The organism is Psychrobacter sp. A3 (assembly GCF_028823565.1).
Classification (GTDB): Bacteria; Pseudomonadota; Gammaproteobacteria; order Pseudomonadales; family Moraxellaceae; genus Psychrobacter; species Psychrobacter celer.
Map to the genome: position 1 here is coordinate 1 of NZ_JAPEHS010000051.1, position 18,185 is coordinate 18,185.

17 protein-coding genes and 1 pseudogene are annotated in these 18,185 nt (G+C 45.7%); 12 read left to right on the forward strand and 6 right to left on the reverse strand.

Translation table 11 applies throughout. The features are described from left to right. Positions 1-349 (reverse strand): annotated as a pseudogene (locus NK638_RS08245) (hypothetical protein); the annotation flags it as partial. Positions 350-458: 109 nt separating this feature from the next. Further along, positions 459-2,027: a YihY/virulence factor BrkB family protein gene (locus NK638_RS08250; RefSeq protein ID WP_274632628.1), complete on the reverse strand. Its 1,569-nt coding sequence runs from the start codon at positions 2,025-2,027 to the stop codon at positions 459-461. 288 nt (positions 2,028-2,315) lie between these two features. On the opposite strand from NK638_RS08250, the gene wrbA reads away from it, so the two are divergent. Then, a complete protein-coding gene (gene wrbA / locus NK638_RS08255) occupies positions 2,316-2,933 on the forward strand; it encodes an NAD(P)H:quinone oxidoreductase (protein ID WP_274632629.1) in 618 nt (205 codons plus the stop codon). Between the two features lie 92 nt (positions 2,934-3,025). Then, on the forward strand, positions 3,026-3,514 hold the full coding sequence (locus NK638_RS08260) for a hypothetical protein (protein WP_274632630.1): 489 nt from the start codon (positions 3,026-3,028) through the stop codon (positions 3,512-3,514). 137 nt (positions 3,515-3,651) lie between these two features. Here NK638_RS08260 and NK638_RS08265 read toward each other — a convergent pair whose 3' ends face one another. Next, a complete protein-coding gene (locus NK638_RS08265) occupies positions 3,652-4,404 on the reverse strand; it encodes a DUF3108 domain-containing protein (RefSeq protein WP_274632631.1) in 753 nt (250 codons plus the stop codon). A gap of 637 nt (positions 4,405-5,041) precedes the next feature. On the opposite strand from NK638_RS08265, the gene NK638_RS08270 reads away from it, so the two are divergent. After that, positions 5,042-5,332, forward strand: coding sequence for a co-chaperone GroES (locus NK638_RS08270; protein ID WP_075102316.1), 291 nt, complete (start codon positions 5,042-5,044; stop codon positions 5,330-5,332). A gap of 156 nt (positions 5,333-5,488) precedes the next feature. Continuing rightward, positions 5,489-7,141 (forward strand): chaperonin GroEL, encoded by a 1,653-nt coding sequence (gene groL / locus NK638_RS08275; protein ID WP_201584895.1) that lies wholly within the window; start codon positions 5,489-5,491, stop codon positions 7,139-7,141. Positions 7,142-7,351: 210 nt separating this feature from the next. Here groL and yaaA read toward each other — a convergent pair whose 3' ends face one another. Continuing rightward, positions 7,352-8,152 (reverse strand): peroxide stress protein YaaA, encoded by an 801-nt coding sequence (gene yaaA, locus NK638_RS08280; RefSeq protein ID WP_274632632.1) that lies wholly within the window; start codon positions 8,150-8,152, stop codon positions 7,352-7,354. 497 nt (positions 8,153-8,649) lie between these two features. Between yaaA and NK638_RS08285 the strand changes: the two genes are divergently transcribed. The 6 genes from NK638_RS08285 (at position 8,650) to NK638_RS08310 (ending at position 13,248) form a co-directional block, all read left to right on the forward strand. Next, the gene (locus tag NK638_RS08285; RefSeq protein WP_274632633.1) at positions 8,650-9,807 is read left to right on the forward strand and encodes an NAD(P) transhydrogenase subunit alpha; all 1,158 of its coding nucleotides are present in this window, start codon (positions 8,650-8,652) and stop codon (positions 9,805-9,807) included. Between the two features lie 97 nt (positions 9,808-9,904). Continuing rightward, positions 9,905-10,243, forward strand: coding sequence for a proton-translocating transhydrogenase family protein (locus NK638_RS08290; protein WP_201584915.1), 339 nt, complete (start codon positions 9,905-9,907; stop codon positions 10,241-10,243). Then, positions 10,240-11,640 carry an NAD(P)(+) transhydrogenase (Re/Si-specific) subunit beta gene (locus NK638_RS08295; protein ID WP_274632634.1) on the forward strand — a complete coding sequence of 467 codons (1,401 nt, stop codon included), beginning with the start codon at positions 10,240-10,242 and terminating at the stop codon, positions 11,638-11,640. The genes NK638_RS08290 and NK638_RS08295 overlap by 4 nt, the downstream gene beginning before the upstream one ends. A gap of 142 nt (positions 11,641-11,782) precedes the next feature. After that, positions 11,783-12,322: an acyl-CoA thioesterase gene (locus NK638_RS08300; protein ID WP_274632635.1), complete on the forward strand. Its 540-nt coding sequence runs from the start codon at positions 11,783-11,785 to the stop codon at positions 12,320-12,322. A 147-nt stretch (positions 12,323-12,469) separates the two neighbouring features. Then, on the forward strand, positions 12,470-12,679 hold the full coding sequence (iscX, locus tag NK638_RS08305) for a Fe-S cluster assembly protein IscX (protein WP_071003236.1): 210 nt from the start codon (positions 12,470-12,472) through the stop codon (positions 12,677-12,679). Between the two features lie 65 nt (positions 12,680-12,744). Next, positions 12,745-13,248, forward strand: a complete 504-nt coding sequence (locus NK638_RS08310; protein WP_274632636.1) for a GyrI-like domain-containing protein — start codon at positions 12,745-12,747, stop codon at positions 13,246-13,248. A gap of 253 nt (positions 13,249-13,501) precedes the next feature. Here NK638_RS08310 and dapE read toward each other — a convergent pair whose 3' ends face one another. Then, positions 13,502-14,704 carry a succinyl-diaminopimelate desuccinylase gene (dapE, locus tag NK638_RS08315; RefSeq protein WP_446739825.1) on the reverse strand — a complete coding sequence of 401 codons (1,203 nt, stop codon included), beginning with the start codon at positions 14,702-14,704 and terminating at the stop codon, positions 13,502-13,504. Between the two features lie 114 nt (positions 14,705-14,818). Beyond that, entirely contained in the window at positions 14,819-15,574 is a 756-nt protein-coding gene (locus NK638_RS08320) for a 2OG-Fe(II) oxygenase (RefSeq protein ID WP_274632637.1), read from the reverse strand. 131 nt (positions 15,575-15,705) lie between these two features. Between NK638_RS08320 and NK638_RS08325 the strand changes: the two genes are divergently transcribed. Together NK638_RS08325 and pssA are read left to right on the forward strand one after the other, a co-directional pair. Further along, the gene (locus NK638_RS08325; RefSeq protein WP_274632638.1) at positions 15,706-16,590 is read left to right on the forward strand and encodes a 23S rRNA (adenine(2030)-N(6))-methyltransferase RlmJ; all 885 of its coding nucleotides are present in this window, start codon (positions 15,706-15,708) and stop codon (positions 16,588-16,590) included. Between the two features lie 100 nt (positions 16,591-16,690). Next, the gene (gene pssA / locus NK638_RS08330; RefSeq protein WP_274632640.1) at positions 16,691-17,473 is read left to right on the forward strand and encodes a CDP-diacylglycerol--serine O-phosphatidyltransferase; all 783 of its coding nucleotides are present in this window, start codon (positions 16,691-16,693) and stop codon (positions 17,471-17,473) included. Positions 17,474-18,185 lie beyond the last annotated feature (712 nt).

The window sequence follows — 18,185 nt, forward strand, 5'->3', positions numbered from 1 at the left end:
CAGCACGGTCTTTTTGTGGTTCTGGATATTTGATCGGCGTACTTGGCTCCAGCGGTGTTAATGGTTCGCTAGGTTTGATTGGCGTGCTTGGCTCAAGTGGCGTTAATGGTTCGCTAGGTTTGATCGGCGTACTTGGCTCCAGCGGCGTTAATGGTTCGCTAGGTTTGATTGGCGTGCTTGGCTCCAGCGGTGTCAGTGGCTCACTTGTATTAGGTGGAACCACTACAGGCGGCTTATCAGATGGTGCAGGTTGTGTGTTGTCATCATTACCGTCACCGCATGCAGATAGCATTATAGAGATGATGCCGATACTTATGGTTTTTAATGGAAATGCTGTGCTATGTGTCAAAAGAATACCCCAACAAATGTGTTGCTGGGAATATAACAGCTATATTAATAAACTGTACTACATTTGTTTTCGTGTTTCCAATTAGTTTTCTTTTATCTATTTTAGCAAACTAATTTTTATTATTAAAGCCGTGTTTAGGGTTGTCCGCTTCGGTGATGATTGTGGTTTTGTGTCCCCATCTGCTGGTTTGTGGAGACGGCGTTTTTGGGTCTATAGGAATGATGATTTCATTATCATGTGCATCACACTCAACCTCACTGTCCTTGTCATAAGCGGCTGGATCAAAGTGCGAGGTCGCTGTTGTATCAGTTAACTGTCGAGCTAAGCTTGTAGGAGCGGCTTGCGATGTTTTTCTAAATTCAGGTTTTTTAAATAAAGAGTGTTGGGTGTTTTTATTCGTGCCTTTTTCATCAGGGTTTTTGCGCGGTTCGGCGTTGGTAAAGATAACATTCAACGGCAAGTCTAGCTGCTGCTTGGCATAGGCTTCCGTATGCTCAAATCGATCCACTAGGAGGCTGAGCCAAGGTTTTTGGTCTTCTACTCTTATCTCATCGAGCTCGTCTTTGATCGGCAAAGGATAGGGCAGAGTGCGATAAAAATCCCACAATGTCATCTTGCTCAAGTCTTTTTTGAGTACATAGTCCTCATCTTCGGTCATGGTGATGAGGTTGCTGTCTTGGAGGTAGTTGATATAGGTGTACCATTTGGGTAGCTCTTTGCGGCCCAACACATTGCGCAGGGCTTGCTCACTGACCGCTTCGCCTTTTAGATGATGGGTGTACACAAGGTTTAACATATCGAGTAAGCTGAGCAGTGGATGGCGCGGGTAGACTTCTTCGGTCTCAAAAATCGTCAAGGTATAGCTGATCTCAACGCCTAACAAAATCAAATTCCAAGACAGGTATATCCATAACAAAAAGATAGGCAAGGCGGCAAAGGCTCCGTAAATGGCCTCGTAGCTGGTAAAGTTTGCCATCACTGTGCCAAACAGGTGCTTCATCAGCTCAAAGATAATCGTCACAAAGACCCCAGCGATGGCTGCATTTTTTGCGGGCACACGGGCTTTGGGAATAAACCAATACATCCCTATAAAGCCGGCCATGGTGATACTAACCGACACTACTTGTACCCAAAACCCCCAATCAATACCGTAGCCTGCTATTTGGCGATTTAAAAAACTCAAGCTTTGTACCGTGCTTGAAGCGATAAACGCCGTACCCAGCACCATAGGCCCCAAGGTCACAATCGTCCAATAGCGCAGCAGACTCTTTATACCACCTGAGCGGCTCTCCACCCGCCAGATTTGATTAAAGGCACGCTCAATGGTGGTCAAGGTCATGATGGTGGTAAAAAATAGCACCATGGCGCCGATGATGGTTAGATTGGATGATTTTTCGGCGAAGTCATTGATATACTCACTGACTTGCATGCTCGATTGCGGCAACAAGTTGCTATAAATGACCTCGTATATCTGCGCTCTGACGGATGCCAGTGCCGGTACAGAGGACAATATCATGAGCAAAACGGTCAATACAGGCACGATCGACAGCATGGTGGTATATGTAAGGGAGGCGGCTTTTTGCTGGCAGTTGTCTTCAAAAAAGTGCCGCGTCAAAAACCGTAAAAACTGGAACCAGCGCTGATGTAAAAATGGGAGTCTTTTGCTTAAGTTTTCCATAGTGACCATTTAGCAGGAAGTAGAGAGACAATAGTGTAACAAAGATGCGTCGTTATCATCTGCCGTTTAATTGTGTCAAAATGCACAGCAGCTCTTTGATAAGGCATCACGTAGGCGTGGCTGGCGTAAGTGGTCGTAAAATAGTCGTCAGCTGGTTTGCATGTCGGTGAATGACTGGGGCATAATGAGCACATCATCGCATCGCCTATCGCGGGCGATATCGTTATTGATCGATAAATAATGATATATAGATAATACTATCAATAGTTTTATGAGGAAGGACGGTTAATGAGTCAGGCCAACCCTTACGTTTTGGTGCTTTATTATTCAAATTATGGCACGACAAAGACATTAGCATACGCCATCGCTCAAGGTATTGAAGAGGCTGGGATGACAGCGCGCATCCGTACAGTGCCGACCGTCGCGCCTGAGACCACGGCCAGTAAACCTGCGATTCCTGATGAGGGCGATCTGTATTGCACCATGGACGATCTCAAAGACTGTAGCGGCCTTGCACTCGGTAGCCCCACGCACTTTGGCAATATGGCCGCGCCTATGAAGTACTTTTGGGACAACACGGTCACGCTCTGGCTGGCGGGAAACCTACAAAACAAGCCTGCCTCGGTATTTACAGCGACAGGCTCTATGCATGGTGGCCAAGAGACCACACTGCTGACGATGATGTTACCATTGATGCATCACGGGATGGTCATCGTGGGTGTGCCTTATGCTGAGCCTGCATTAAATCGGACGCATCGCGGCGGGACGCCTTATGGTGCCAGTCATGTGAGCGGTGCATTACATGACCAGCCAGTCTCTGATGATGAGCGCGAGCTCGGTATCGCTCAAGGTCGGCGTTTGGCGATTAGTGCTCGCGCATTGGCGCAGGCCAATTGGCAACGATAAACGGCTTTTGTTTTCTACTATCTTTTATCTCTTACTATACTGTCAGTAGCCCCCAACTGTCGCTGCTGCGAATGAGGAAATCTGTATCTATAATGGCTACCAACCGCTCTGATAGCGACACCCATAGCAATGCGCCAACTGTAGAGTCTGGGCGCGCGGCCACCCCGCAAAAACCTATTACGCCCATGCGTCAGCGTTTGATGATGACGTGGCTGATTTGGTTGGTGTATAGACTGCTTGGGTTGCCCATCTTGATCAATGTGTTTAATGCCAGTCGCCCTGATATTGTGGGCGGTATCGCATGGCAAGCACTATGGCTTTTGCCAGCTTTTATATTGACGCCATGGATCGTGCGCGGGCGCTCGCCTTATGCGTTATTGGTCGGTAGTATGTTTACTCTAGTATATTTGGGCGCAAGTGGCGTGGTGCTGTTTACGCGCGTGTATGGCAGCAGCTGGGCGGAAATAGCGGTATATCTGTTTGATTTTGTATTGTTGTTTGCCATCAATGTTTGGCTGTTTATTTTACTAAAACGCTTGCCGTCGATGAATAATGTCGTCAAGAAGCCGCGCGCTCGCTAGATTGGTTTTTTACCTCTGCTGTTGGCATAAAAGATATTAGGTCACAAAAAGATTGGATAAAAAAAAGCGGCACTCTCATGTAGAGTACCGCTTTTTTTTAAGACTCGCTTAGCGTCAAGTGAGCGATAAGCTGAAAATTAATTGACCTTAGTCAGCTCTAGCTCCATCTTTTTACCATCGTTAATCTGACTGACTTTTATGGGCAAATAATCCAAGCTCGGCGCTAACCAAAAACTGGTTGAGCGGTCATTGTCGTCATGAATACGGTCAATACGGACAGTATCAAAGGTACCGGCTGGCACCGTGATTTTGGTATTGCCCGATTTTTTAAATGGCGTTTTTTCTACCTTGTCTTTTTTGGCCATGTAGTAGTTACCAGAGAACTTACCATTTAGTAAATCTTGACGAATTTGCACTTCAAGACTTAAGTCATCAAAGGCTTGCTGCGCCATATCCATGGTCATGGTTTTGCCTTTATAGGTACTGGTGACTTTTTTGCTGCTTGGGTTAAAGCTTAGCTTGTGCGTACGACCAAGACCCAGCAGTTTATAAGTGGTGCTGGCCTGCGTCGGAATGACGTTGTTGCCTTTGATGGTAAAGGTACTGCTTTGCGACGCATTGGCAACACCTGCCACCCGTGCTTTGACATTATAGTTCCAAGTATTGCCCGATTTGCCTAGCGTACGGGTGGCAGTGCCTTTGTATTTGTCTTCTACCGTAAAGCTATAATTGGCACTAGAGGGCTGGACGGTTTTGGCGCTAGCGAGGGTGGGTGCGGTCATACTCAAGGCTCCAATAGCAGCAATGCTCACGCCTGTGGTGAAGGCGGACAATACTGTCGACTTGCTGCGGGCGGGGTTGTTAATGTTAGATTTAGATATAAAACTCATGGATAGTCCTTAATACATTCTGTTTATCACTGTCTGTTTAACACTGATTGAGCAGTGGTAACTTATTGCTATTATTATGGTCTCAGAGACTATGATGGTCATACTCTATTACACTTTCAAGGCAGGTACTCCCAAGTGACGTTTGCCTCTTGTAGTCAATATTGCTAGCCACGCGGTCGCCCTATCTGTACGTAACTTGCTGTAAAACCAGTAAAGCACAGCGCTGCCTACAACGTTGCCCAATAAGGCTGCCTGATAGCTAGGGCGTGTCCTCAATTCAATCGATAGCCATCTAAATGGGCTAAAAATGGCTAAATCTGGCCAAACGGTGTCAAATAGCTGACTAATATCTCGATATTACTTGCGCTATTTTCCTTGTTTGACGGCGATTTATCTCATTTTTGTCACCATTTTTAAAATGAGGACACGCCCTAATATACGAACAGGATAAAAAATTCTTGTAAATTTTTGGTTTTTACACTTGAACCAAACTCCCCCTGCCCCCACTTTTTGATACAAGCTCAAAGCTTATCTATGAGATGTCACTTTTTGGTCACATTTATTATAGATACTGGTCTTGAGACCATTAATTCAAATAAACCTTTTAACGTTATAACCAACTTTTGGAGTCATATCGATGAACATTCGTCCTTTACATGACCGTATCGTCGTTCGCCGCGTAGAAGAAGAGCAAAAGACTGCTGGTGGTATCTTGCTACCTGGTTCGGCACAAGAAAAACCATCACAAGGTGAAGTGTTGGCAACAGGCAATGGTCAGATTCGTGACAATGGCGACATTCGCGCGTTAGATGTAAAAGCTGGTGACAAAGTCTTGTTCGGTCAATATGCTGGTCAAACCGTGAAAGTTGACGGCGAAGAACTACTTATTATGAAAGAATCTGATGTATTGGGTGTGCTAGAAGGCTAGTCCTTTTGAGTATGATTGAGTACTCAGCATATCTTTGACCATAGGCGTCTGTAATGACCTATATTTAATGATGCTCATCTAAAACGTCAAGCTGGTCAATACACTATTGACTCATTTAAATGTATTTTTATACTTATAATAATGGAGTAAATTAACATGGCAAAAGATGTAAAATTCGGTATTGATGCTCGCACGCAAATGATGGACGGTGTCAATGTTTTGGCAAACGCCGTAAAAGTCACGCTAGGCCCTAAAGGTCGCAATGTGGTGATCGACAAGTCTTTTGGCGCGCCAACCATCACCAAAGACGGTGTTTCGGTTGCCAAAGAGATTGAGCTTGAAAACAAATTTGAAAACATGGGCGCACAATTGGTTCGTGAAGTCGCGAGCCGTACCAACGATGTCGCTGGTGACGGTACCACGACGGCGACCGTATTGGCCCAGTCGATCTTGCAAGAAGGCATGAAGTCTGTCGCTGCTGGCATGAACCCAATGGATCTCAAGCGCGGTATCGACAAAGCAGTACGCGAAGCGGTTAAAGAGATTCATAATCTATCTACCCCAGCTGATGATCACAAAGCAATCGCCCAAGTAGGTTCTATCTCTGCCAACTCAGACACCAAAATCGGTGAGTTGATCTCGCAAGCGATGGAAAAAGTCGGTAAGCAAGGCGTGATCACGGTTGAAGAAGGTTCAAGCTTTGAAGATACCCTAGAAGTGGTCGAAGGTATGCAGTTTGACCGTGGTTATATCAGCCCATACTTTGCCAACAAGCAAGACAGCCTAACAGCTGAATTTGAAAACCCATACATCTTGCTAGTTGACAAAAAAATCAGCAACATCCGTGAAATCGTGCCACTGCTTGAGCAAGTGATGCAGCAAAGCAAGCCATTGCTAATCATTGCTGAAGACGTAGAAAACGAAGCATTGGCTACGCTAGTGGTCAACAACATGCGTGGCGGCCTAAAAACTTGTGCTGTTAAAGCACCAGGTTTCGGTGATCGTCGTAAAGCCATGCTAGAAGATATCGCAACGCTCACTGGTGGTACGGTCATCTCTGAAGAGATTGGTCTGAGCCTTGAGACTGCGACTATAGAGCAATTGGGTACTGCGAAAAAAGTCACTGTTGGTAAAGAAAACACCGTCATCGTCGATGGTGCTGGCAACAAAGCCGACATCGATAATCGTGTTGAGTCTATCAACCGTCAAATCGCAGAGTCTACCTCTGACTATGATAAAGAAAAGCTACAAGAGCGTGTGGCCAAACTGTCAGGCGGCGTAGCCGTTATCAAAGTCGGCGCAGCGACTGAAACAGAAATGAAAGAGAAAAAAGACCGCGTTGACGATGCGCTACATGCCACTCGCGCTGCGGTTGAAGAAGGTGTCGTCCCTGGTGGCGGTGTTGCATTAGTCCGTGCGATGAGTGCCTTGTCTGACCTAACTGGCGACAACGACGACCAAAACGCAGGTATCAACATCCTACGCCGCGCGATGGAAGCACCACTTCGTCAAATCGTCACCAACGCAGGCGAAGAAGCGTCAGTGGTCGTCAACGAAGTGAAAGGCGGTAGCGGTAACTATGGCTATAACGCTGCGAGTGGCGAGTATGGCGATATGCTAGAGATGGGTATCCTTGACCCTGCCAAAGTATCACGCTCAGCATTAGAAAACGCTGCCTCTGTTGCAGGCCTCATGCTCACGACTGAAGCGATGATTACTGATCTGCCAGAAGGTGATGACCCAATGGCTGCTATGGGCGGCGCTGCTGGTGGAATGGGCGGTATGGGTGGAATGGGCGGCATGATGTAATTCTACTTCTGCTACAAAGCGATTTCTCTTTGTCAGACGCGCTCAATGTACAATAGGTACTATTTTCGCTCGTATTCCTTGATAAATCGCTTTTCGCTGAAAGTATGAATAATATCACGTACCTGTAAAATCTAGTCCAAATAAAACCCCCGATAGGCTGAGCTTATCGGGGGTTTTTTTATGCAAGATAAGTATGTTTTGGCTAAAAGATTACGCATCTGCCGCATCACGACGAAATGTCCACGTTTTGTCGTCAGACAGCTCATCGACATAGTAATATCCCGCCAAATCAAACTGCTTTAACTGCTCAGCCTTGGTCAGTTTATGGTCAGCAGCATATTTCACCATTAATCCACGGGCTTTTTTGGCATAAAAGCTAATCACTTTATAGTTGCCATTTTTCTCATCCTCAAATCTGGGCGTGATAACCTTAGCATTTAATGCTTTCTTTTTTACCGACTTAAAATACTCATTAGACGCTAAATTAATCAATACCTTGTCTTCGCTATCAGCCATGCGTGCATTGATAACATCAGTCACTTCCTCGCCCCAAAACTCATATAGGTTGTCACCACGCTCATTTTTCAGCTTAGTGCCCATCTCTAAGCGATACGGCTGAATCAAATCGAGCGGTTTTAGCACACCATAAAGACCTGACAAAATACCTAAGTGCTCGTTGACGTAGATGGCAGTGTCCTTGTCCATACCATACATATCCAGACCTGTATAAACATCACCATCAAATAGATAAGCGGCAGGTTTGGCATTTTTGGTGGTAAAAGGTTTGTCGTTATCCCATTGCCACTGCTGGTTGCGCGCCGCATTGAGCTGCGCCAGATCATCCGAGATACTCATCAGCGCTTGCAAATCAACCGGCTCTTTTGTCTTTAGTATTTTCATTAGTGCCTGTGCGTGGTCAATCAGCTCAGGCTGACTATAGTAGTTGCCTAGGTTGACAGGGATATCGTCTGTCTCATTTAAAGACTTGGCAGGAGAGAGTAAAAAATACATGGCTAATCCTTATTCTGTGAAATCAATGGTCTGTCTATCGCGGTGTCAAGTGCTCTGATTATACCTTATATGCAATTTTAACGTGATTTGACGTCATGATTGAGGGGGGAGTGATGCTTAATTGACAAAAAAGCAAGCATTTGAAAGGTAGTTAAGATGACCAGTAGGCTATATTCGGCAAGGGGTTCGCTTTCGTAGAAAAATAAAAGTGTTTAATATAACAATAAAAGTTATCCAGATGGTGTAAATGCCTAACTTTTAATTTTACTTGTTGGTCACCATTAGGCAATGAAAGTTGGCGGATGATGTCTCTATAATAAAAAGAGATGATGGTGATGTAGTCGTCATTTATTAAATTGATAGCCTTTGGTCAAAATCTTGAACCAACAACGACCAAAGGTTTTTTTGTCCCCTGTGCTTTTTAAATGTGCGTTGAGGGTATTAAAGGTAGTCATTGAGACGTAAATAAAGTCATTAGACGTAAGTAAGGAGACGGTATGAAAATCGGTGTAATCAGTGCAGATATCGCAAGCGAGAGCCGTGTCGCGCTAACCCCAGACGCGGTCAAAAAACTGCGTAAGCTTGGGTTTGAGGTCGTCATCCAGTCAGGTGCAGGGCAGGCAGCCTACTATGCTGATGCGCTGTATCAGGCGGCAGGAGCAGACATTGCCAGCAGTAGCGCCGAGGTGATTGCCCAGTCTCAAATTATTACCACCATTCACGACTTGCCCGCCGAAGTGACAGAGCGTTTGAGTGCAGGCCAAATCGTCGTCGGTATGCTAGACCCGTATCGCAACACTCAGCTAGACACGTATGCTGCCAAAGGCGTTACGGCCTTTGCAATGGAGTTATTACCGCGCACATTATCACGTGCGCAAAACATGGACGTATTGTCATCGCAGGCTAACCTTGCTGGTTATAAAGCGGTATTGCTCGCGGCTAACGAATACTCTCGTCCTTTTCCTATGTTTATGACATCTGCGGGTACAGTCAAGCCAGCCAAAGTGGTTATTTTGGGCGTAGGCGTGGCAGGTCTGCAAGCGATTGCAACGGCAAAGCGTCTAGGCGCGGTTGTAGAAGCGAGTGATTTGCGCCCTGCCGCAAAAGAACAAGTGGAGTCGCTGGGCGGTAAATGGCTGGATGTGCCAATGAGTGACGACGAAGCACAAAAAGCCAAAGCGACGGGCGGCTATGCGTGGACGCCATCAGAACAATATATCAAAGACCAAGCTGCAGTCGTCGACAAAGCATTAAGCAATGCCGATATTGTCATTACCACAGCACAAATCCCTGGTCGTCAAGCGCCGCGCTTAGTCCATCAGGCAACCCTTGCCAAAATGAAAGCCGGCTCGGTGCTGATCGATATGGCAGCTGGAACGGGCGGTAACGTCGAGGGCAGTGCGCCAAATGAGACCGTCACTACAGACAATGGCGTACGTATCGTTGGCGCGGCCAATATCCCATCAATGCTTGCGGCGCAGTCTTCAGACTTGTATGCCAATAACCTTGTCAACTTTATCACCACCTTAATTGCACCAGCTGCTACAGATGACGCGTCAGCAAACACACTGGCACTGAACTTAGATATGGAAGATGAGATTCAGGGTGCACTGGCAGTGACCTATGACAACCAAGTGCGCTTGGCCAAACGCTAGCCCTTGCTGGTCGCCATACATTTGCCAGACACGAATAAATTTTTAGGAGGATAAGATGATTGCCACCATTTTAGCGGCAGCGCCTGCCGGTGCAGCCATGAGTAGCACACCATTTGTCGCGATTTTTACCGTATTTGTACTCGCTATCTTTGTTGGGTATTACGTCGTCTGGGGCGTGACCCCAGCGCTACATACGCCATTGATGGCGGTGACCAACGCCTTATCAAGTATCGTGATCGTCGGTGCGATGCTACAGACTATCCATATCGACGGCTCGATGTTTACCCCGACCAGTTTGCTTGGTGCTTTTGCGGTATTTTTGGCCAGTATCAATATCTTTGGTGGTTTTGCGGTGACTGAACGTATGCTCGCGATGTTTAAGCCCAAAGCAAAAAAAGCGCCAGTAGCAACATCTGAAAATGGAGGTGATGCATGAGCGATTTAACCCAATTTATTGCCACCAATGCAGATTGGTTTTATTTAGTCGGCGCTATCCTCTTTGTTTTAACGTTACGCGGATTGTCGAGTCCAAAGACAGCGATTCGTGGCAACCGCTTTGGTATGGCAGCGATGGCAATTGCTGTTATCACCACCTTTTTCTTAGCAGAAGGCCCTGTGCTGTGGTTAATCATCGGTGCGATGATCTTAGGTGCCATCGTCGGCATGTGGAAAGCAAAAACCGTCGCGATGACGCAAATGCCAGAAACGGTAGCGTTGATGCACTCATTTGTCGGTCTGGCGGCGGTTGCGATTGCGCTGGCCACGGTACTGCATACCGAGCAGCAGCATGGCGCGGTTGCCCGTGTTGAGCTATTTATCGGGTGCTTTATCGGTGCGATTACTTTTTCTGCCTCTGTCTTTGCTTTTGGTAAGCTTGCGGCAAAAAGCTGGGCAAAAACAATCACTGGCGGCTGGGTAAAACCTGTCCAAGCCTTGCTATTTATAGCGATGATTGGGTTTGGCGGGGTATATTTTGTCACGGATTCCTTGCCTGCGTTTTATGCGATGACAGTGATTGCAGTGATTTTTGGTTGGATGTGGATTGCGCCTATCGGCGGCGGTGATATGCCAGTGGTCGTGTCGCTACTGAACTCATTTTCAGGTTGGGCGGCAGCAGGTATTGGCTTTACGCTGGGCAACTCAATGCTTATTATCGCAGGTTCGCTCGTCGGTTCCTCAGGTGCGATTTTATCTTATATCATGTGTAAAGCCATGAACCGTTCATTGCTTAATGTTCTATTTGGCGGTATGGGCACGTCAGCGGCCGCTGCAGGCGATGATGATGGTGCACCAAAAACATACAAATCAGGCTCAGCAGAAGACGCAGGGTTCCTTATGTCCAATGCTAGCAATGTGGTCATCGTACCAGGTTACGGTATGGCACAAGGCCGCGCGCAAAACGCGGTAAAAGAATTGTACGAGCTATTAAAAGACGAAGGTGTCAACGTTCGCTTTGCCATTCATCCTGTTGCTGGTCGTATGCCAGGGCACATGAACGTACTATTGGCAGAAGCCGACGTGCCTTATGACGATATCCTAGAGATGGATGAGATCAATTCCGACTTTGCCAGTACCGATGTGGTCTTGGTCATCGGTGCCAACGACGTCGTCAACCCGTCAGCAAAAGACGATCCGACATCTCCTATCTTTGGTATGCCCATTTTAGAAGCCAACAAAGCGCAAACGGTGATGGTCATCAAGCGTTCGATGAGCACCGGCTATGCAGGTCTTGATAACAGCCTCTTCTATATGGACAAAACCATGATGATCTTTGGCGATGCCAAAAAGATGGTCGAAGAGATGGTACGTAGTATCAATGGCGGCGGTCATTAATCACTAAAATCAGCTTTTCAGCATAAGTTTTGAGTATGTTTTCTTAAATAAAAAAGTCACTTAGGTGGCTTTTTTGCGTTAAGGTAAGCCATCTTTCTATTCAGTTAGACTTTATACAAAATCAGAATTAAGAGAGTCATTTATGAACATGTTGATACGTTTTTTTATTATGATTAGTTTGCTAAAACAGCAGCGTGATAAACAGTCAGTAAAACAGCGTCTGAGCGCCGAGATGTTGGCCGCACCGATAATACGTCAATACCGTGTCTTGCCGCACGATATGGGGTTTCGCGATCATCTGCCTAATTATCGTTATTTGTCTTTTATAGAATTAAACATCACCAACTGGCTGATGACTTGCTGTCATCAAAAGGGAATAAAAAATCTTGGCTGGATTATCGCCATGCAAGAGATGGTCTATCTTAAAGAAATTAAATTTCTTAATAAAATGACAGTAAATAGCGTGCTTGTCGGTTGGGATACAAAATACGTGTATTTTGAAACACGGTTTTTTGTCAAACATCAACTGATGGGTATTGGGATGACGAAGTTTGTCTTGACCGATAAAAAAGGTAAGTGCGCGCCGGCGGTATTGGATATGCTCGGCGAGCAGACCAATGACGTCATCGACTCATGGAATGCGCATCAAGTAGCGATTAAATCTGTAAAGTCTGCCAAATAGGCTGATTAATCAAAGCCGTTTGTATAGAGAACTTGGCTATAATCAGTTAGCGAAGTTTGGTAGGATAGAGGTGAATAAATAGGCTGATAATTTAGCTGATCAACGTCTTAAGAAGACTTTTTAAATGATAACCGCTAAGGAGATACCATGACCCCGCAAAAACTAAAATGGACAGACAGCCTCGATATCGCCATTGAGCTTTATGAGAAGTTTCCAGAGGTCGACCCGCAGTACATTCGTTTTACGGATTTGCACCGCTGGGTGACTGAGCTTGAAGGCTTTGATGATGATCCGCAGCGCTCAAACGAAGGTATTTTAGAAGCCATTCAGATGAATTGGATCGATGAAGCCGATTAAGGTGATTTTCTTCTTTAACAGTACATCCAATAACAATAACAGAGAGCAACAGGGCAGGCAGCATCATGATGTCTCAAATTAAAGAGTTAGCTGAAGCGATAGCGTGTAAGGGTATTAGCATTCGTACCACCAATCACGCTGAGGTTAGCCACGACACTGCCAAGCTTGGTAGATTGTGGCAGAAGTTTTACCAGAATTACGCAGGACAATTGCCTGAAGGCGAAGATATTTACGGTATTTATCATAACTATGAGAGCGATGATTTGGTCGGTGCTTTTGATGTTGTCGCTAGCTGGAAAACAGCCAGTGAGAAGAATGACCAATCAGACAGTGAGCGTACCGCCAGCACTAGTAATGTGGTAGAAGTCACCATTCCTGCAGGAAAGTACTTGGTATTTTCTGAAGAAGGCCATATGCCTAATACCGTCATGAATGCATGGGAGAGTGCTTGGGAATATTTCAATGCGCCAGATTGTGAGCATACCCGAACGTTTGCTGTAGACTTTGAGCACTATATCGATGGGAATTTAGAGTACGGCCAAGTCGACCTTTATATAGGTATTGAATAAAGCCGTAACTATAGTCAATCCTAAATAAAACAGATACATTATATATCAAGGTGGCACTGGTCTAAATTTTCCTTGCGTGCTGTGCCTACGCTGCTCGATGCTGCGAAAAATTTATCCCAGTCCCACTGTATCGTTTTTATACTGAATTCACTATAGCTAACAACTTAAATGAGTTTTGAGCCAAAGCCACCCATAAAAAAGCGCCAGTCATCTAAGACTGGCGCTTTTTTACTTTTCGGTTTTATCTACACAGTTACTCTAATAATAAATTTTCCAAAATCCCTTCGTATATCTGTGCAAGTTTGCCCAAGTCATCGACTTCCACTTTTTCATCGACCTGATGAATGGTGGCGTTACGAACACCAAGCTCGACCACTTGCGCACCAGTCGGCGCGATAAAGCGTCCATCGGACGTACCGCCTGATGTCGATAGCGTCGTGTCTGTACCTGTGACTGACTTGATCGCATTTTGACAGGCTGAAACCAGCTTGCCTTCAGGGGTCAAAAACGGCTGACCGGATAATTTCCATTGGATATCATAACTGGCTTTGCTATCAGCAAAATGCTTATCGAAAATGGCATGCGTTTTTGCTTTAAGCTCTTCTTCACTGGTTTCGGTCGAGAAGCGAAAGTTAAAGACGACCTCTAAGGTTTCGGGGATGACGTTGGTTGCGCCCGTACCACCATTGATATTTGATATCTGCAATGAGGTGGCTGGGAAGTAGTCATTGCCGTTGTCCCAAGTTGTTGATGTCAGCTCGCTGAGCGCAGACATCGCCGCATGGATAGGGTTGCAGGCCAGATGCGGGTAAGCGACGTGGCCTTGCTTACCTGTGACCGTCAACACCGCACCCAACGAGCCGCGGCGGCCATTTTTGATGACATCGCCTAGCGTATCAGTGCTTGACGGCTCACCAACGAGACAATAAGTAATTTTTTCTTGACGAGCCTCTAAGGTTTCAATGACTTTCACCGTGCCATTGATAGAGGGGCCTTCTTCATCTGAAGTGATTAAAAAGGCAATCGAGCCATTGTGCTCAGGGTGACTCGCGACGAAACGCTCGGCGGCAATGGTAAAGGCTGCAATGCCCGTTTTCATATCTGCCGCACCGCGCGCCCAGAGATAGCCGTCCGCGATGGTCGGCTCAAATGGCGGATACGTCCAGTTTTTTTCGTCACCCGTCGGTACGACGTCGGTATGGCCAGCAAAACATATCACAGGGTCGGCTGTACCACGGCGTGCCCAGAGGTTTTTGACTTCCGCATGCTCGCCTTTTGCTTGTCTGTCACCATAGTACATAAACTCGCAGTCAAACCCTGCTTGCGCTAGGCGAGACGACAAAATATCTTGGCAGCCATCATCATCTGGAGTGACGGAAGGGCGCTCAAGCAAAGCGATGCTTAAGTCCAGTGTTTGCTGCTGATGAGTCATGTTTTGATTGTGAGCGTCAGACATGAAAAAACCTTTTTATTATAAAGTGAGAGGATAAGATTTTGGATTAAAGACTAGGGTATGTTGAACATTCAGCCATGGTACAAGCCGTAGCGGCTTATGATAGATCTATACCTTTTACATACTATCTTCAACAAACGGCACCAAACCATCTCGGCGCATCCATGTTGCGATAGAGTAGCGTTGCCGATGAGCGATTTGTACTTGATGTTGCAGATCGCTATCAAATATGACTAGGCGATTGGCAACAGGCATCACTTCATGGTGCGTGCCATGTTTATCAATGACTTCTAGCGCACCGCCGTCAGTCACTCCCCAATCATCATTGAGATAAAAAACCGCTGAGATAACACGCTCGTCGCGGCCCGCAGGATTGTCGCTGTGCCATTGATAACCAAAGCCTGCCGGATAGCAGGCATAATGCGCCTCACTATGACGAATACCCGCGAATAAGCTACGATTAAACAGAGCGGCCAGCGCGTTGATACTTTGCAGATAATAGTAGCCTGCAAAGAAGTTCTCGGTGATCCAGCGTATTCTATCACCGCGGATATCACTGATACGAATGCCAGCGGTTAGCGCTGCATCACGATAGTCAATAAAACCACTTTCAGCCTGTAGCGTAAGTAATGCGGTCTTATTAAATACATTATCAATAGTGAGCCAGCCATCAGTGACAAATGTATCAAGCTGCTTATCCGTCAGCCTATCTTCCCAGCTGACTGCAAAATCAGACAGTTGCAGTACCTGCTGGGTAAGCGCGTCTTGGTCATCGTTATGACTGTCTGGAGATAGTAACGGAGGATTGTCCTGTCCTATCGGATGATCGACCACCAGCTTTGTCACATTTAGGTTGCTAATAATCTTAGTCATCTCACCTCGTTATTATTAATCAGCTGGCATTCAAAGCCCTTTTATTAAGAGCATTTACCAAAACCACATTATCTTTTACGCTGCCTATGCTACCATAGATGCAATTTTTCTTACTTTAAACTTTTGAGATTATGAACTATAAACACGCTTATCACGCTGGTAACTTTGCTGATGTGGTAAAACACATTTTATTGGTGCAGCTGCTGAATCAGCTGAGTCAAAAAAATAAACCCTTTTATACGCTCGACGCTTACGGTGGTCGCGGTCTTTATTCACTCAGCAGTGAAGAAGCGCGCAAAACTGGTGAAGCCGAGGGCGGCATCAAAGCATTGTTAAAGCTCGATGACACCAAGATGTCACAAGCCCCAGCGGCTGTCAAAGACTATCTAGCAGGCATCAAGCAAGCCAAAGCCACTTATGATAATAAAGTCTACCCAGGTTCGCCATGGTGGATCGCCCATCATATCGAAAAAAACCCAGACACTGGCGTACGCGGCGAAGCGTTTGAGGCCAAAGCCAGCGAGTATGATGCGCTCAACTACCAATTGTACAAACTGCCCATTGGTATTCATCATCGTGATGCGTTTGAAGGCGTCACCGCTGTGATTCCGCCAGCCGAGCGCCGCGGTCTTATTTTTCTTGATCCTCCTTATGAGCAAGAGCATAAAGACTTTACGCGTCTTATCAACTTACTCGTCGCCGCCTATAATAAATGGCCACAAGGCACATATGCACTGTGGTTCCCGATCAAAAACATCGAAGCCGTTGAGCTGTTTTACAAAAAACTCAAGCGTACCGAGATGAGACGTCAGCTGGTCTGTGAGCTAAATATCTATCCAAATGATGTCGCCGTGGGTCTCAATGGCACAGGTTTGCTCGTCATCAATCCGCCATGGCAATTTGATAGTCATGCCCGTGAGATATTGCGCTTTTTGCAGCCTGCTCTAAAAGTAGCTGATGCGCCAGAGCTGACACCTGATAGTGCCACCAATGTCCGCTGGCTAGTTGGCGAATAAGGATACCGTTATGACGACTGAGCAACCATCTCACCATAGTTTAAATGATAATGCCGCAACTCAGCCGCCTTTTGTTGACGAGCATGAGTTCAATATTCGCATGGCGGATAATGATAATTACGATGGCTTAACGTTTGAGGTGATTGAGACAGAAGTTACAGAGGGTCAGCCGGTGGTCAGCCGCGGTGTCTATTTGGCACCCAATTTGATTACCACCTTGTCGTTGTTGTCTGGCTTTTATTCGATTTTGGCCAGTACCCAAGGATCGTTTTACAAAGCCTCACTAGCTATATTTTTGTCGGCGATTTTAGATGGGGCTGATGGCCGCGTCGCACGCATGCTCAATGCGCAGAGCCCCTTTGGCGAGCAGTATGACTCTTTAGCAGATATGCTGGCCTTTGGGGTTGCGCCTGCGATTTTAGTATATAGTTTTGCGTTGCAGCCGCTAGGCCGCATTGGTATTGGCTGTGCTTTTGTTTTTACCGCTTGCGCCGCTTTTCGTCTAGCGAGGTTTAACGTACAGATAGGCGAAGTTGATAAAAAATACTTTGTCGGTTTGGCCAGTCCACTGGCGGCTATATTGGTCACGTCTGCTGTCATGGTCGCGGTCGATCATAATGAGTGGGTCGGACAGTATGATACCGCTATTATGCTCTTGTTTGCGGTGTGGGTTGTTATCTGTGGTCTGCTGATGGTCAGCAATGTCAAATACTATAGCTTTAAAGAGTTTGACAAAAAGAAAGTCCCATTTGTGGTACTTATCATTGGAGTGTTGATCATGAGCATCGTCCTCTATGACATTCCTGTTGGTATTTTAGCCATTGGCATTCTTTATGCGTTATCGGGCATTTTTACGACGATTAGAGCAAAAGCAAAAAGTTAAAGCTGCCTTTAGGCTTTGTATCTATTTGTATCTAGGGATTTACCGATAGGTAGATCCCCTTTTTATGTCTTTAAGCACGGTGCTAAGCCCAAGGATATAGACTGAGATAAACAAAAATAATGATGAATAGATATTAATAGTAATAACAATTAGTTAGGAGGAGTCATCGGAGATATAATTAAAGAGTGCGAATTATTTATCAGTTCCTCCTTGACCCCCATCTAAATACGCGTATAATGCCACCCAGTCGAAAGGGAAGGCGGATTAAAGAGTGGTTCATTTAAAGAATGATTTATCATTTTAAACTCTTAAACTCCAAGTCTAACCAACTAATTTAAAATAAACCAAATTAGTTCTTGACTTACCAAATAAAGCGTCTATAATACGCACCTCATCAGGACGAGCTAAGCATTACTAGAGTAGATTACATGGTAACAACGCAGCGAACCTTGAGAAACAAATTAGATAAAAAAGCTTGACAAACCAAATCGTTATGATATGATAGTCGGCTCGCTAATAACGATAAGCACATTGCTTAGTTGTTAGTTATATAACTCTTTAACTGGACGACAGTGAAGAGACACTATTTAAAAGCACAACTAAAGAACAACTTGTGTGGATTTTTGCTGATATAGAATGCTAAAAAATAAAGTTGGTTTTGACTTCTTTTCGGGAGTTAATTCTAACTATAAAAATTATCATTTACTCAGCA